A 15,213-nucleotide genomic window follows, 5' to 3' on the forward strand; every position below is an offset into this window, starting at 1 on the left:
GATGACGAATCTCGTCACGGACATCGAGGAAACAGTCGCGGAATCGCCCGATGCGACCGCCATCGGTTTCCGAGGTCAGGAGTTCACGTACGAGGAGTTCTGGGCCCAGACCGGCCAGTTCGCACAGGCGCTGGCCGATTCGGGCGTCGAACCCGGCGACCGGGTCGGCATCTATCTGCCCAATCTGCCGCAGTACGTCGTCGCCTTCCACGGCGTGCTCCGGGCCGGCGGTATCGTCGTCCCGATGAATCCCCAGTACAAGTCCCGCGAAATCGAGCATCTGCTCGGCGACAGCGGCGCCGTCGCGGTCGTCACGCTGGCTGACCTCGTCCCGCAGGTTCGGGAGGTTCAGGACGACACCGACGTCCACACGGTCGTCAGCGTGGCCGGCGACGCCGACGGCGCCACCGAATACGACGAGTTCCTCGCCGAGGACACGCTGGAGACGGTCGCCCGCCAGGACGACGACGTCGCCTGCCAGCCCTACACCTCGGGGACGACGGGCACGCCGAAAGGGGTCCTTCTGACCCACCGTAACCTCTCCTTTGAGGCGCGGGCCTCCCCCAAAATCCACGACGGCATCCACGCCGACGACAAGACGCTCGGCGTCCTCCCGCTGTTCCACATCTACGGCATGACGGTGACGATGCTGGCGACCTTCTACGAGGGCGGCAGTTTCTGGCCGATGCCCGAATGGGACGCCGGCGAGGCGCTCGAACTCATCGAATCCGAGCAACTCACCATCGTCCACGGGGTGCCGGCGATGTTCAACGACATGGTCAACCACCCCGACGCCGACGACTACACCCTCTCGTCGGTCCGCTTTGCCAACGCCGGCGGCTCCAGCCTCCCGCTGGAAGTGATGCGCCGATTCGAAGCACAGTTCGACCCCGAACTGTTCGAGGGCTACGGCCTCACCGAGACGGCGCCGGTCACCCACGCCAACCGGCCCGACGACCGCCGGGCCGGCTCTATCGGCAAGCCGCTGCCGGGCGTCGAGGCAAAGGTCGTCGACCACGGCTTCAACGAGGTCGACCCCGTTCCCGAGGGCCCCGTCGACGACGAGACGGAACTCGACGACGTGGTCGGCGAAATCGTCATCTCCGGCCCCAACGTGATGAAGCAGTACTACGACCGCCCGGGCGCCAACGAGGAGGCCTTCACCTACGACGATGACGGCAAGCGCTGGTTCCACACCGAGGACCTCGGTTACTACGACGAGGACGGCTTCTTCTTCATCGTCGACCGCGAAAAGCACATGATCGTCACCGGCGGCTACAACGTCTACCCCCGCGAGGTCGAGGAGTTGCTCTTCGAGCACCCCGACGTCGCCGACGCCGCCGTCGTCGGCGTCCCCGACGAACGCCGCGGCGAGACGGTCACCGCCTTCATCGTCCGCGCGGAGGGTGCCGACGTGACCGAAGACGAGATTCAGGAGTACTGCCTGAACAACCTCGCCGAGTACAAGTACCCGCGTGAGGTCCACTTCATCGACGAACTGCCGCGGACGACCACCGGCAAGGTCCAGAAGTTCGAACTCGAGGACTTCGAGGACATCGACCAGTAACCCCTGCTCGGTCACTGACCGGCCGTTCAGGCCGGCCTCTAACTACTTGCGTATTTTCGACTGATACTTTTATCAGTCAGAACATATTCCCTTGTCGTACTATGGACCGAGAGGCGAGGGGCTCGGGGGATGGGTTCGCGGGGGATGCGGCCGATGGCGATTCCGGCGATTGGCTTCGGGAACGACGGGTGTCGGACCTGCTTGCGAACGTTCCCGGGATGGTGTATCGGTGCCGAAACGAGCGCGGCTGGCCGATGGCGTTCGTCAGCGAGGCCTGTGCGGAGTTGACCGGCTACGACCCGGCCGCCCTCGAAGGCGACGAGGTCAGTTGGGGCGAGGACGTCATCGCCGAGGACGAACGCGAAACCGTCTGGGAGACGGTCCAGTCCGAAACCGAAAGCGAGGGGACGTTCTCGGTGACCTATCGCATCGAGACGGCCGGCGGCGAGAGCCGATGGGTTCGTGACGACGGCCGCGGCATCTTCGAGGACGGTACCCTCGTCGGCATCGAGGGGGTCATCGTCGACATCACCGAGCGCAAACGACTCGAATCCGAACTCGACGAGGTGTTCGGCCGGGTCTCGGACGCCTTCTTCGCCCTCGACGAGGAGTGGCGCTTTACCTACCTCAACGAGCGCGCCCACGAACTGATAAACCCCGAGGGGCGACAACTGGCGGGCAAGGACGTCTGGGAGGAGTTTCCCGACGCCCTCGGCCGGAAGTTCAAGGAGAAATACGAGCGGGCGATGTACGAACAGGAGACCGTCGCCTTCGAGGAGTATTATCCCGGCCCCCTCGACAGGTGGTTCGAGGTCCGCGCGTATCCCTCCGAGACGGGACTTTCGGTGTACTTCCGCGACGTCACCGAGCGCAAGGAGCGCGAACAGGAACTCGAACGATACGAGACCATCGTCGAGACGATTCCGGACGGCGCCTACGTCCTCGACGAGGACCACCGCTTCGTCGCACTCAACGGGACGTTCGCCGAGATGACCGGCTACGACCGCGAGGAGTTGCTCGGCCGTGACGCCGAGGTGGTAAGCACCGAGCGTGGCCATGAACGCGGCATGGAACTCCGCGAGAAACTCCGGGCGGGCGACATCGACGTCGCGGTACTCGAAGAGGAACTCGAACCGTCTGACGGCGAGTCCTTCGACGTGGAACTCCGGTTTACCGACCTGCGGGACGACGACGGCACCTTCAGAGGGACGGCCGGCGCCGTCCGCGACATCACCGAGCGCAAGGAACGCCAGCGAGAACTCGAACTGTTTCGAAACCTGCTCGACCGCTCCTCGGACGCCGTTCTGGTTAGCGACCCCGAGACGGGCCGGATTCTCGACGTCAACGATACGGCCGCCCGTCGACTGAACTACGACCGCGAGGACTTACTCGAGTTGACGATTCCCGACATCGAGACGGAAATGACCTCGCAGGCGGACTGGCATTCGTTCATCGAGGACCTTCGGGCCGAAGGCCGAACGACGTTCCGTGGCTCTCACGAGCGGCAGGACGGGTCGACGTTCCCCGTCGAGGTGAACGTCTCCTACGTCGAACTGAACCGCGAGTACGTCCTGTCGATGGCGCGAGACGTCACCGAACGGAAGGAATACGAGCGGGAACTCCAGCGGAAGGAACGGCGCTACGAGGCCGTTTTCGAGGACCCGAACATCCTCGTCGGCCTGCTCGACCCCGACGGGACCGTCCTCGATATCAACCGGACGGCGATGGAGTACGTCGACGCCGACCTCGATGCAGTGACCGGGGAACCCTTCTGGGAGACGCCGTGGTGGGGCGACTCCGGCGCCGCCAGCGACGAGGTTCGCGAGTGGGTCGAGCGAGCGGCCGACGGCGAGTACGTCGACTTCGAAGCCGACCTCGCCCGCCCCGACGGCGAGCAGTACGCGATTGAGGGGTATTTCAGGCCGGTGACGAACGATGAGGGTGAGGTGGTGTCGATAATCGTCTCCGACCGCGACGTGACCGAGCGGAAGCGTCGAGAGCGCGCACTCGAGGAAAACGAGCGCCGATATCGCGCGCTCGCGGAACATTTCCCGAACGGCATCGTCACGCTGTTCGACCACGACTACGAGTACACCCTCGCGGCCGGCCGTGGGTTCGAAACCATCAGTTCCGACCCCGCCGACCTCGAAGGCCGGACCTTCGATGAGGTCTGGGACGGGGCGACTGCCGAGAGGTTGCGGCCGGCCCTCGAGAGTGCCCTCGACGGCGAGGAGCGGTCGGTCGAACTCGACTACGAGGGTCGGGAGTGGATTCTCCACGCCGCGCCGGTCACCGACGAGGACGGCGAGGTGTTCGCCGGCATGACGATGGCTCAGGACCTCACCGAACGGCGGGCCTACGAGCGCCGACTCGAGGAATCCGAACAGCGGCTACAGGCGCTCAACCGGCTTAACGAGGTCGTCCGCGACATCTCCGATGCGGTTATCGAGCAATCGACGCGGGACGAAATCGAGCAAATCGCCTGCGAACGCCTCGCCGAATCCGACTCCTATGAGTTCGCCTGGGTCGGCGAGACCGACCCGGCGGCCCAGAGCATCGACCGCCGAGCGATGGCCGGCGTCGACGGATATCTCGACGACGTGTCGATTTCCATCGACGCGGACGAGGCCGAAAGCGAAGGCCCCACGGGTCGTGCGCTTCGAACCGGCGAGATTCAGACGCTCCAACACGTCCGCGAATCCCCGGAGTACGACCCGTGGCGCGGAATCGCCGAGGAGTACGGCTTCCGGGCGTCGGCGGCGATTCCGATTCGCCACGAGGATACGGTTTTCGGCGTACTGAACGTCTATACCGACCGGCCGGACGGATTCGAGCAGGAGGAACGGACGGTCATCGACCACCTCGGTGAAATCCTCGGCCACGCCATCGCGTCGGTCCAGCGAAAACAGGCGCTGATGAGCGACACCGTCGTCGAACTCGAACTCGGCGTCCCCGACGTGGTCGAGGACCTCGGAGTCGACATCGACCGTCTGGAGGTCGACCGGACGGTCCCCATCGGGGACGGCGCGTTCCTCGTCTACGGCCGAACCGAGTCCCTCGCGGACGTCGAGGCACTGGTCGAGAGCCTCGATTACTGGGAGGAGGCCACCGCCGTCGACGAGGAAAGCGACCCCGTCCGGTTTCAGGCCCGCCTCTCGGAGCCGCCGATGTTGTCGGCTATCGCCGGCGTCGGCGGGTCGATAGAACGTGCCGTCGTGACAGACGGCGACTACCGGATGACCGTCCACTTGCCGGAAAGCGCCGACGTCCGGACCGTCATCGACACCGTTCAGGACGTCTATCCGCAGGCCGACGCCCTCGCGCGGCGGCAGGTGTCGGCCTCCGAGGCATCGGCCCAGCAGATAAGCGACGACTGGATGGAGGAACTCACCGACCGGCAGTTGACGGCCATCGAAGTCGCGTACTTCTCCGGCTTCTTCGAGTGGCCACGCGGCAGTTCCGGCGAGGAGGTCGCCGAGTCGCTCGGCGTCTCCTCACCGACCTTCCACCAGCACGTCCGGAGCGCCGAGCGCAAACTGTTCGACGTGGTGCTGTCGGAGGCCGGCACCGGCCCCGGGACGCGGCGGGCCGAGTAGCCGTGTGGCCGGTCCGGGCAGCGCTGGGGCCGCTTTCCCGTGATTTATCAGAACCGAAAGACTGTGACGCTATACCACGGAAAAACCGACGGTTTATCCGTGTTCAGCGTCTATTTATATTGTGACAGAAGAAGAAACTCAGCGGAAGAACCTCCGGATGCCGGGGGACGACGAGATGTTCGCTATCGTGACCGAGATGCTCGGAGGCCAGCGCGTTCGCCTTCGCTGCATCGACGGTGAGGAACGCATGGGCCGAATCCCCGGCCGCATGCGCTTCCGAACCTGGATCAACCAGGACGACCTCGTCCTCATCGAGCCGTGGTCGTGGCAGGACGAGAAAGCGGACATCGAATGGCGATACGACGAGCAGGACGCCGCCCAGCTGCGCCGCGAAGGCCACATCGAAGCCCTCGCCTGATTCTTTAGATTTTCCGACGCCCGCGCGAGCGACGCGTCAGCGACCCGATTCATATGTTCTTCTCCCCTAATCAGCCGCGGCCGTCGACGGCTCCGACTCGACGACAAACCGCTCCAGATACCCCGAATACTGCATCAGCATCGTTCCCAGAATGCTCATCACGAGCACGTAGCCGACCGCAACGGCGGGCACCACTTCGGTGAGAATCGGCCCCCGCCCCACCGCGCTGGATGCGATGGCAGCGATGATAAGGGAGAACTCCCCTCTGGTGACCATCCCACAGCCGACCCGGACGTTCCGGCGGTCGTCGAGGCCGTAGATGCGGCCGCTGAGGAAGCCCGACAGCAGTTTCGACGGCGTCGTCACGACGACGAGGACGGCGATGATGCCCGCGACCGCCGGGAAGACGGCGGGGTCGGTGTTGAGGCCAATCCAGAAGAAGAAGACGGCGGCGAAGACGTCCCGCAGCGGGATGAGCCGGTGTTCGAGGTCGTGGAGGTGGTCGGTGCTCGAAAAGCCCATCCCGATGAAGAAGGCGGCGACGGCCTCGCTGACGCCGATAGCGAGCGCGAAGCCGGCGACGAAGACCGTTATCGCGACCGCTCGGAGGACGAACAACTCCTGTGAGTCGACGTCGAGGAACTGCTCGAAATACTCGCCACCCAGATAGACGGCGCCGACCAACACGAGCAGGAAGACCATCGCTGTGCCGACGTTGACGGCGATTTCGGCGAATTCGCCGCCACCCAGAAGCACCGCCGAGACGACGGCGAGATAGAAGGCGATAAAGAGGTCCTCGTAGACCAGCGTTCCGAGCATCGGCTCTGCTTCGGCGTTGGCGATCCAGCCCAGATCGATGAGTGACTTCGTGATGACGGCCGACGAGGAGATGTAGACGATACCGCCGAGGACGAACGCCTCCAGAAGGCTCCAGCCCAGCGCGAGGCCGACGACGACGCCCAGCGGGAGGTTCACGAGCAAATCCAGCGTTCCGGCTTTGCCGATTTTCTCCTTGGAGGCCAGCAGGCGGTCGAGGCTGAACTCCAGTCCAAGGAAAAACAGCAGGAAGACGATACCCAACTCAGCCAGCAGCGTGATGTGTTCCTCCGCGGCCAGCGCGTAGTCGGCGACGGTGAGGCCGGCAATCGGGCCGATATCGAGCGTCCCGAGGACGTAGGGGCTCATCAGGATGCCCGCGATGACGTAGAAGGGAATGACCGACTGGCCGACCCGGCGGGCGAGCGTGCCCGCAAGCGCGAGCACGGCGAACATCAGGCCGGCTTCGAGCAGTACCTGCGCCATGTCTCAGGCGTCGGTGTCGTCGTCGGCCAGTTCGTCGATAACGCCGGATTCGATGGCCGACTCCGGTTCGTCGACCTCGGCGGCGAGGCCCTCGACTTCCCGGCAGGCCTCACGCGGTCCGAGGATGATGAGCGTGTCACCGGCCTGAATGACCGTCTCGGGGCCGGGATTGGATTCGGTCGTATCGTCCCGTTGAATCGAGACGACCGAGGCGCCGGTCTCGTTGCGGAAATCCAGTTCGTCGAGCGTCTTTCCGACGATATCCGACCCCTCAGCTACGTTCACCCACTCCAGCAGGGAATCGCCGTCCAGCATCGTCTCGGTCGTATCCGACTTGACTGGCTGGAAGTGCGCCCCCTCCAGAATGGAGCCGACCTGTCGGGCGAGTCGGTCCGAGAGGTCGAAGAGTTTCTCCGAGTCCGCCTCGCCCACTCGGTGAAACACCTCCCGTTTGCCCGTGTTGTGGATGACGATGACGAGGCGTTCGTCGTCGCCGATTTCGACTTCGAACTTCTTGCCGACGCCCGGCAAGTCCGATTCGTAGACGGTCATGGCTCGGCGTTCGCACGCCGGAGAATAAAACCCAAGCCCCCGCTACAGGTCCGACAGCGATTCGCCGGCGACCAGTCGCCGAAGCGCCGAGGGCAGTTCATCGAGCGCCACGCGCTCCTGGTCGGTCGAGTCCCGCTCGCGGACCGTCACGGTGTCGTCTTCCTGCGTTTCGTAGTCGACAGTGACACAGTACGGCGTGCCGACCTCGTCCTGTCGGCGGTAGCGGCGGCCGATGTTGCCCGTGTCGTCGTAGCTGACTTCGAACCCGGCCGCACGGAGTTCTCGGGCGACCTCCTGTGCGCGGTCGTCGAGGCCGTCCTTGGTCATCAGCGGGAAGACGGCGACGGTCGTCGGCGCCATGTCGGCGGGCAGTTCGAGGAACGACCGCTCCTCGTCGTTGACGACATCGCTGCCGTGCGAATGGATGAGGACGCTGTAGACGAGTCGGCCGACACCGAAGGAGGGTTCGACGACGTGCGGCGTGATGTGCTCGCCGGATTCGGTCTGTTCCTCGACGGCGAAGCCGGTTTTCTCGACGGGGACGGTGTGTTCCTCGCCGTCGACCTTGACGGTGACCTCCTCGCCCTCGAAGGCCGAGCGGTCACGACCTGCCAGCGCGTCGAGTGCGTCGGCGATGTCGCCGGCCTTGCCGCCGAACTCGGGGCCGAGATAGCTCATATCGGGGTCGACCGTCGCGCGCTCGACGGTCTGTTTCTCGTCGTACTGCCGAAAGAGGGTGAAATCCTCCTCGGAGTACTCGCCGTGCTTTTTGAGGTCGTAATCCGAGCGGTAGGCGAAGCCGGTGACCTCGATCCAGTTGCCGCCGAGTTCGGTCTCGGCGTCCCAGCAGTCCGCGGCGTAGTGGGCGAGTTCGCCGGGCAGGTGCTGGCGGTAGCGGAACCGCGCCATGTCGATGCCGATGCGCTCGTAGAACTCTATCGAGCGGCCGAGATAGTAGGCGACCCACTCGCTTTCGATGACGCCCTCGTCGACGGCCTCACGGACGGTGTAGGTTTCCGTTTCGCCGTCGTCGGCCTGCTGAGCCGCCGCGGAGTAGAGCGGCACCTCGACGTCAGCCACGCGCTCGATTGGCGGTTCGTCGTGTTCGGGGTCAATGAAGTGCTCCAGTTCGGCCTGCGTGAACTCACGGACGCGAACGAGCGCGCGACGTGGCGAAATCTCGTTGCGGTACGCGCGGCCGATTTGGGCGACGCCGAACGGCAACTGGTTGCGCGCGTACTCCTTGAGACGCGGGAACTCCACGAAGATGCCTTGGGCGGTCTCCGGGCGGAGATAGCCCGGTGAGGAGGACCCGGGGCCGATGTTCGTGCCGAACATGAGGTTGAACTCCTCGACGGGTTCGTCGGCCAGCGCGGCGCCGCAGGACGGACACTCGATGCCGTGGTCGGCGATGAGTTGGCCGACTTCTTGGGGTTCGTAGGCCTCGGCGTCCTCGACGTCCTCGATTTCGTCCTCGACGAGGTGGTCGGCCCGATGGGTCGCGCCACACTCGGCGCACTCGATAATCATGTCGTCGAAGCCGTCGAGATGGCCCGACGCCTCGAAGACGGCCTCGGGCATCACCGTCGGCGCCTCCAGTTCCATGTGGCCCTCCTCGCGGACGAAGATGTCCCGCCAGGTGTCCTCCAGGTTCCGCTTCAGCGCGGCGCCCTCGGGGCCGTAGGTGTAGAAACCGGCTGTACCGCCGTAGGCTTCGTTCGACGCGAAGAAGAAGCCGCGGCGCTTGGCCAGTTCGGCGAGGTCCGCCAGTTCGGTCATACCAGCGCCTCCAGCAGGTCGACGTCCCGGACGATGCCCGTCAGTTCGCCGCCGGAGACGAGCGGAATCTGCTCGATATCGTGGGAGATCATCGCCTGGGCGGCCTCGCGGGCGGTTTTGCTACCCGTAACCGTCACGAGGTCCGCAGTCATGAATTCCGCGACCGGTTCCGAGGGAATCTCGACGTTCAGCGTCGGCACCGCGCGACTCCCGACGGCCTTGATGCCCTCCCACATCCACTCGTCGTCCTGATTGGCGACGGCATCGCCGGGGTCCGACTCGCCCTGTACCACACGGGCAACCTCGATGATGTCGACTTCCGTCAGCATGCCGGTGTGGTCGCCGTCGTCGTCCAGCACGATGGCGTAGGGGACGTTCGCGAGGCCGAGTTCGCGCTCGGCGACCGGCAGCGGCGTGCCCTGATAGACCGTGTTGACCTCGTGAGTCGCGAGGTCGCCGACGGCGGTATCGCCGTCCTCCTCGCCCTCCGCGATGGCGCGAACGATGTCCGTCATGGTGATGATGCCGACCAGTTCCTCGTCGTCGACGACGGGCACGCGGCGCTCGCCCGAGTCGATAACGAGTTCGGCCACGTCGGTAAGCGACGCCGTCGATTCGACCGACGGGACCTCTCGAATCAGCATCGCCAACTGGTCTTCGTCCGGCTGTTCGATGAGCGATTCACGCGTCACGAGGCCGCGGAACTCCTCGCCGTCGTCGGTTTCCTTGACGATGGGAACCGACGAAAAGCCCCGGTCCTGCAGGTATTCGAGGACGTCCTCCCGAGTACCCGGGATTTCGACCGTGACAACCTCGTCCCGCGGCGTCATCGCGTCTGCGACGTTCATACCCGCGAGGTATCCGCGCCTGCGTACTAAGTCCACCGAACGAACTTTTTGCACGGGCGCCTACGGCGCCCGGCAAAAACTTCGATGAAAAAGACACGGCGGCCCTCCCGATGGTCGGGCCTTGGTCCCGTGCGTGGCGGCCGTAGGCCGCCACGACCATTCGGTTGCGGGCGGAGCACGCAACCCGCACCTCCCTACGGTCGGCGCGGAGAACCGCTCGGCGCTACGCGCCTCGCGGATGCTCCCCACGGACTTCTGGCTAAGAGCGTGAAGCAGGTGAAAGGACGAGTCGTTACTTTGTCTCAGCCTTCGACTTCCTCTTTCGAGATGAACTGCCCAAGCGTTCCCCGCCGTTCGGCGACGGCGCTGTAGGCCTCTTCGCGGAGTTCCTCGTAGTCCTCGAACTGCCGGAGGAAGGAGACGATATCCCGGGACCCGGGCGGGACGTCCGCCACCGCGAAGGCCTCCTCGATGGCCGCGCCACAGGAGTAGACGGTGTCGTCGGTCAGGAAATGCGCACACTCCTCGTAGTTTTCGGGGAGGCGGTCGCGCTGGTCGTCGGAGAGGTCCGAGAAGCCGACCGTCCCGATGTCCGAACGCTGTGCGAAGTAGTTGACCCACCACTTGCAGAACCCGCAATCGTCGTCGTAAACGAGCGTACCCTCTGTCATACCCGAATATACACCCTCCGTCCGTTTAGAAGCCCCGTTTGCGGCGAGGGTCGTCTCAGGAGTATCGGGCGGTTTCGGCGCCGCAGTCCTCACAGACGGTCACCAGCGCGTCGCCCGCTTCGGCCCGCTCGACGACGTGGTCGGTGCGTTCCCCGCAGTCCGGACACTCACACAGCAGCGTCAACTCGCCGCCCTCCTGTGGCGCGCCCATCGCCAGCGCCTTGACGCGCTCGTCGCCGCGGTTCCACCCGCGCTGGAACTCGCCGGCCTCGAAGTGGATGACCTCGTCGGCCCCGACAACGACGTCGCCGTCCTCGGTTTCGAAGGTCACGGTCCCCTCCAAGATGTAGAACGTTTCCTCTTGCTCCGCGTGGGCGTGATAGCCGAACGCGAAACTGTCGCCGGGCGAGAGCTCGTAGTAGTTTATCGCGAGGTTCTCCGCGTCGAGCGCCTTTCCGACCGGCCGTTTGATGGTCGCGGGACTCATCCAACTCTCGAGTTCCTCGATGTCGACTTTCTCCATACGCGGCTATGCGACAGCGCCGCGCAAAAAGGAATGGGCCTCGATAGTCACCGAACGTAGGAAATGAACGCAGGGGCGTTTCATGGTCTGCTTATAAAGCGATACTGCGAGTGGAAAGAGAGATGTTCAAACGGGAGCGGTGCGAGAGCGGAACGGCAGTCGACGGGTAAGCATCCGCGAGGCGCGCGAAGCGCGCCGAGCGGTTCCCCGCGCGACCGGAGGGAGCGCGGGACCAAGGGCCGACCGTAGGGAGGCCCGCCGTGTCTTTTTCATGAACGTTTTTGCCCGAACGAGCGGCCCGAAGGGCCGCGAGTGAGGTGCAAAAAGGTTCTTTTACATCATACCGCCCATGCCGCCGCCCATACCGCCCATGCCGCCGGGCGCGCCACCGGGGCCACCTTCGTCGTCGCCCTTGTCGGTGGAGAGGTCGCCGGCGGAGATGATATCGTCGATTTTCAGGACGAGGTTGGCGGCTTCGGTAGCCGAGGAGAGCGCCTGGGACTTCGCGTGGGCGGACTCGACGACACCGGCGTCGTAGGTGTCGACGATGTCGCCGGTGAAGACGTTGAGACCGGCGGTCTCGTTGCCTTCGTCGTGGGCCGACCGCAGGTCGACCAGCGTGTCGATGGAGTCGAGACCGGCGTTCTCCGCGAGGACGCGGGGAACGAGTTCGAGCGCGTCAGCGAAGGCCTCGACGGCCAGCTGTTCGCGCCCGGAGACGGAGTCGGCGTAGTCGCGGACGCGGCGGGCGACTTCGACTTCGACGGCGCCGCCGCCGGCCAGCACGCGGCCGTCGGAGACGGTCTGGGAGACGACGTCGAGGGCGTCACCGATGCCGCGCTCAAGCTCGTCGACGACGTGCTCGGTCGATCCGCGGAGCAGCAGCGTCACGCCGTGGCTGCCTTCGAGGCCTTCGACGTAGAACAGTTCGTCGTCCTCGTCGAAGGTGACGTCGGCGGTGCCGAGGTCCTCGGCGTCGAGGGTGTCGAACTCGGAGACGATGGTGGCGCCGGTGACTTCCTTCAGGAAGCCGAGGTCGGTCTTCTTGACGCGGGAGGTCGCGAGGATGCCTTCCTGCGCGAGGAAGTGCTCGGCGAGGTCGTCGATGCCCTTCTGGCAGAAGACGACGTCGGCGCCGGAGTCGGCGATGGCGTCGACCTTCTCGCGGAGCTCCTCTTCTTCCTTGTCGAGGAACTGCTGGAGCTGGTCGGGGCTGTCGAGCTGGATGGAGGCGTCGGCCTCGGTTTCCTCGACCTCGATGGGCTCGTCGATGAGGAGGACGTCGGCGTCGTCGACGGCGGTCGGCATGTCGGCGTGGGCCGGGTCCTTGTCGATGACGGCACCGTTGAGGAGTTCGGACTCGCCGGCCGCGCGGCCGGTCTGGGTCTCGACGTTGACGTATTCGAGGTCGACGATGGTCTCGCCGTCCTCGGCTTCGACGGTGACGGCCTGCACGGCGTCGACGACCAGCTGGGCGAGGAGTTCCTTGTCGAGTTCGGCGCCCTTACCGGTCATCGAGGTCTCGGCGACCTTCCGGATGAGGTCGGTGTCGGAGGGGTCGACGTCACGGGCGACGTTGTCGATTTCCTTCCGGGCCTGGTCGCTGGCCTGGTGGAAGCCCTTGATGATGGCCGTCGGGTGGATGTCCTGTTCGAGGAGGTCCTCGGCGTTCTTCAGGAGTTCGCCGGCAATCGAGACGGCGGTCGTGGTGCCGTCGCCAGCCTCGTCTTCCTGTGTCTCGGCGACCTCGACGATCATCGAGGCCGTCGGGTTGTCGATGTCCATCTCCTGCAGGATGGTGACGCCGTCGTTCGTGACGGTGACGTCGCCCATCGAGGAGACGAGCATCTTGTCCATCCCTTTGGGGCCGAGCGTCGAGCGTACCGACTCGGCAACCGCCTGCGCCGCAGAGATGTTGTGGCTCTGGGCGTCTTCGTCCTTCATCCGCTGGGAGTCCTCGCCGAGAACGATCATCGGCTGGCCACCCATTCGCTGCTGTTGACTCATAATCGTCCGAATGATTGTCCGTGGTTCTATATAAAACCTACTGAATAGCGGTGGTCGACCGTTAACCGTCGCTCACGGCGGTCGGCAGCAAAACCGGAAGATAGCGGCGCTGTGCTAATTGTTGTCCCGGTTGTTTTCCCTCAAATCGATGCTGGCGGATTACTCCCTTCGACCCGGGGTTTATTAGGGAATAGTATCGCTTCCCGGTTGTCTTCGGACGGGCGGCGTTCTATTCGACCGGTTCCTTCCAGTTGACGACGACGTTGCCGACCGCGAAATTGTCCCGGCTACCGTCCTCCCGGGCGACCCGAATCGTGTTCTCGCCGGGGGTCAACTCCGCGCCGGTCACGGCGTCCATCCAGTACTGCCAGCCGTCGGCCGGCGGGATGTCGAACCCGGTCACCGGCTCGCCGTTCAGGTAGATTTCGTGGCCGAACGCGCCCACCTCGTAGGCCTGCAGTTCGAGATACGCGTCGCTCGGTTCGGCCGGCACCTCGAAGGTGTGTTCGGTCGTCTCGTCGCCGGTGTACTCCGCCCACGGCACGTCGAGTGCCGACTCGTTCGGCCCTAACTGTTCGCTGAAATGGACGAGCGCGTAGTTGGCGCGTCGGCTCATGGTTTCGCCTGCGGCGCGAGGACATAAATAGCTCAGCGGCGGGGCTGTGGGGGGCAGGAATCGCAGAAGCGCCTCGCGGTTCGCAGTCTCGTAACGCCAGGACAGGGATATCGACTGCCGTTCGGCTTATCCGCGGACTCCACCGTCTCTTGGGGTGAATCCCTCGTCAGGTGTCACGGTCCCGGATTTCAGAGCGTATCGACTGACGCTCGTCCGCTGTGTCGACTGTTGAACACAGCGGACCGCTCGCTCGCCGATGTTTTTTGCTGCATTATAATCGGCGTTGGATCTGGCGTTACACGACTGACAAACGAACTCATCACGGCTCGATCGATTGGCTTCTTCCACATGGCCGCATTCCGCACAGCGCTGGCTCGTGTATTCGGGTGAAACACGTGTTACACGGATTCCGGCACTCCGTGCTTTGTACGTGGTATACTCGATAAGCCGGCGGAAGGCCCACGAATGGAACACGTCGCCAGCCGGTAGCCGATTTCGGATGCCGTCGAGTGCCTCGAACGCGATGATATCGCAGCAGTATCGTTCTGCTTCTGCTACGATGCCGTTTGAAACGCGGTGAAGAATCTCTCGTGCGATACGTCGTTCCTTGTTCTCAATCCCGATGAGTGTGCGTAAGGCACTTCGCGTTCCGGTCTCCTTCAGACGCCGACGTTTTCGGCGAAACTGTCGACGCCGGTGTTCAAGCTCGCTGCCGGAAAAGAACTGGGCAGTCGAGGTAACCGCGATGTTATCGATACCGAGGTCGACGCCGAGTACCGTCCCGTACTCCGGCTGCCGACTCGGCTCTGCCGGCTTCTTGAACCCAATATGCAGGAAGAATGCCCCATCACGCTCGTGGAGTGTACTCTGTGTATGCTCCCACGCTTCGTCGTCGAGGTACTGCTGCTGATAGCCGTCCTTTTTGTCTGGCAGGCGGAGTGTCGCACTGACTCGGCCTTCCGTCGTCGCCAGACTCACGGTTCCATCGTCTAAAAAGGACATCGAACGTTCATCGTAGACCACGGTAGGACTGGTGAACCGAGGTTTTGGCGCATCCCAGCCACGGTCGTGTTTTTCCGTGATGCTTCGTAACGTATCGGCGACGCGATGGGTAGCCAAAATCGCATGCTGGCTTTTCAGCGACGTGCCGTCGCGGACCGCATCATAGGCCATCGACTGAACGGACGTCGCGTCAGTGGTGACTCCCCACGCGCTTTCAGCGGCTATCTGGCAGGCGTTCTGCCATTCCTGCATCGTCTCACGGAGGAGTGATGCCTCTCCCTTTGAAACCTCAAGCCGGGTTACGGCCGTGCGCCGAAGGCAATCCTCCGTGG

Annotated in this window: 12 protein-coding genes; 3 read left to right on the plus strand and 9 right to left on the minus strand. The window is 64.3% G+C overall.

Translation table 11 applies throughout. The features are described from left to right. The first annotated feature begins 1 nt into the window (after position 1). From HWV23_RS10915 to eif1A, 3 genes are all read left to right on the plus strand, one after another. Complete coding sequence (locus HWV23_RS10915; RefSeq protein ID WP_178290430.1) at positions 2-1,567, plus strand: long-chain-fatty-acid--CoA ligase; 1,566 nt, start codon at positions 2-4, stop codon at positions 1,565-1,567. Between the two features lie 101 nt (positions 1,568-1,668). Then, the gene (locus tag HWV23_RS10920; RefSeq protein WP_178290431.1) at positions 1,669-5,163 is read left to right on the plus strand and encodes a PAS domain S-box protein; all 3,495 of its coding nucleotides are present in this window, start codon (positions 1,669-1,671) and stop codon (positions 5,161-5,163) included. A 121-nt stretch (positions 5,164-5,284) separates the two neighbouring features. Further along, entirely contained in the window at positions 5,285-5,581 is a 297-nt protein-coding gene (gene eif1A, locus HWV23_RS10925; protein WP_178290432.1) for a translation initiation factor eIF-1A, read from the plus strand. 66 nt (positions 5,582-5,647) lie between these two features. On the opposite strand, the gene HWV23_RS10930 is transcribed toward eif1A, so the two are convergent. The 9 genes from HWV23_RS10930 to HWV23_RS10970 all read right to left on the minus strand — a co-directional run bounded on the left by HWV23_RS10930 (position 5,648) and on the right by HWV23_RS10970 (position 15,133). Then, complete coding sequence (locus HWV23_RS10930; RefSeq protein WP_178290433.1) at positions 5,648-6,883, minus strand: cation:proton antiporter; 1,236 nt, start codon at positions 6,881-6,883, stop codon at positions 5,648-5,650. A 3-nt stretch (positions 6,884-6,886) separates the two neighbouring features. Then, the gene (locus tag HWV23_RS10935) at positions 6,887-7,435 is read right to left on the minus strand and encodes a cation:proton antiporter regulatory subunit (protein ID WP_178290434.1); all 549 of its coding nucleotides are present in this window, start codon (positions 7,433-7,435) and stop codon (positions 6,887-6,889) included. Positions 7,436-7,477: 42 nt separating this feature from the next. Next, positions 7,478-9,214, minus strand: a complete 1,737-nt coding sequence (gene glyS, locus HWV23_RS10940; protein ID WP_178290435.1) for a glycine--tRNA ligase — start codon at positions 9,212-9,214, stop codon at positions 7,478-7,480. Further along, positions 9,211-10,062, minus strand: coding sequence for a CBS domain-containing protein (locus HWV23_RS10945; protein WP_178290436.1), 852 nt, complete (start codon positions 10,060-10,062; stop codon positions 9,211-9,213). The genes glyS and HWV23_RS10945 overlap by 4 nt, the downstream gene beginning before the upstream one ends. A 302-nt stretch (positions 10,063-10,364) precedes the next feature. Further along, a complete protein-coding gene (locus HWV23_RS10950) occupies positions 10,365-10,733 on the minus strand; it encodes a DCC1-like thiol-disulfide oxidoreductase family protein (RefSeq protein WP_178290437.1) in 369 nt (122 codons plus the stop codon). Positions 10,734-10,788: 55 nt separating this feature from the next. Further along, complete coding sequence (locus HWV23_RS10955; protein WP_178290438.1) at positions 10,789-11,256, minus strand: cupin domain-containing protein; 468 nt, start codon at positions 11,254-11,256, stop codon at positions 10,789-10,791. A 333-nt stretch (positions 11,257-11,589) separates the two neighbouring features. Beyond that, entirely contained in the window at positions 11,590-13,263 is a 1,674-nt protein-coding gene (gene thsB, locus HWV23_RS10960; protein WP_178290439.1) for a thermosome subunit beta, read from the minus strand. 229 nt (positions 13,264-13,492) lie between these two features. After that, positions 13,493-13,879 (minus strand): DUF7383 domain-containing protein, encoded by a 387-nt coding sequence (locus HWV23_RS10965; RefSeq protein WP_178290440.1) that lies wholly within the window; start codon positions 13,877-13,879, stop codon positions 13,493-13,495. A gap of 126 nt (positions 13,880-14,005) precedes the next feature. Further along, positions 14,006-15,133 carry an RNA-guided endonuclease InsQ/TnpB family protein gene (locus HWV23_RS10970; RefSeq protein ID WP_178290441.1) on the minus strand — a complete coding sequence of 376 codons (1,128 nt, stop codon included), beginning with the start codon at positions 15,131-15,133 and terminating at the stop codon, positions 14,006-14,008. Between the last annotated feature and the right edge of the window lie 80 nt (positions 15,134-15,213).

Origin of the sequence: Natronomonas halophila (assembly GCF_013391085.1) — an archaeon.
GTDB lineage: Archaea > Halobacteriota > Halobacteria > Halobacteriales > Haloarculaceae > Natronomonas > Natronomonas halophila.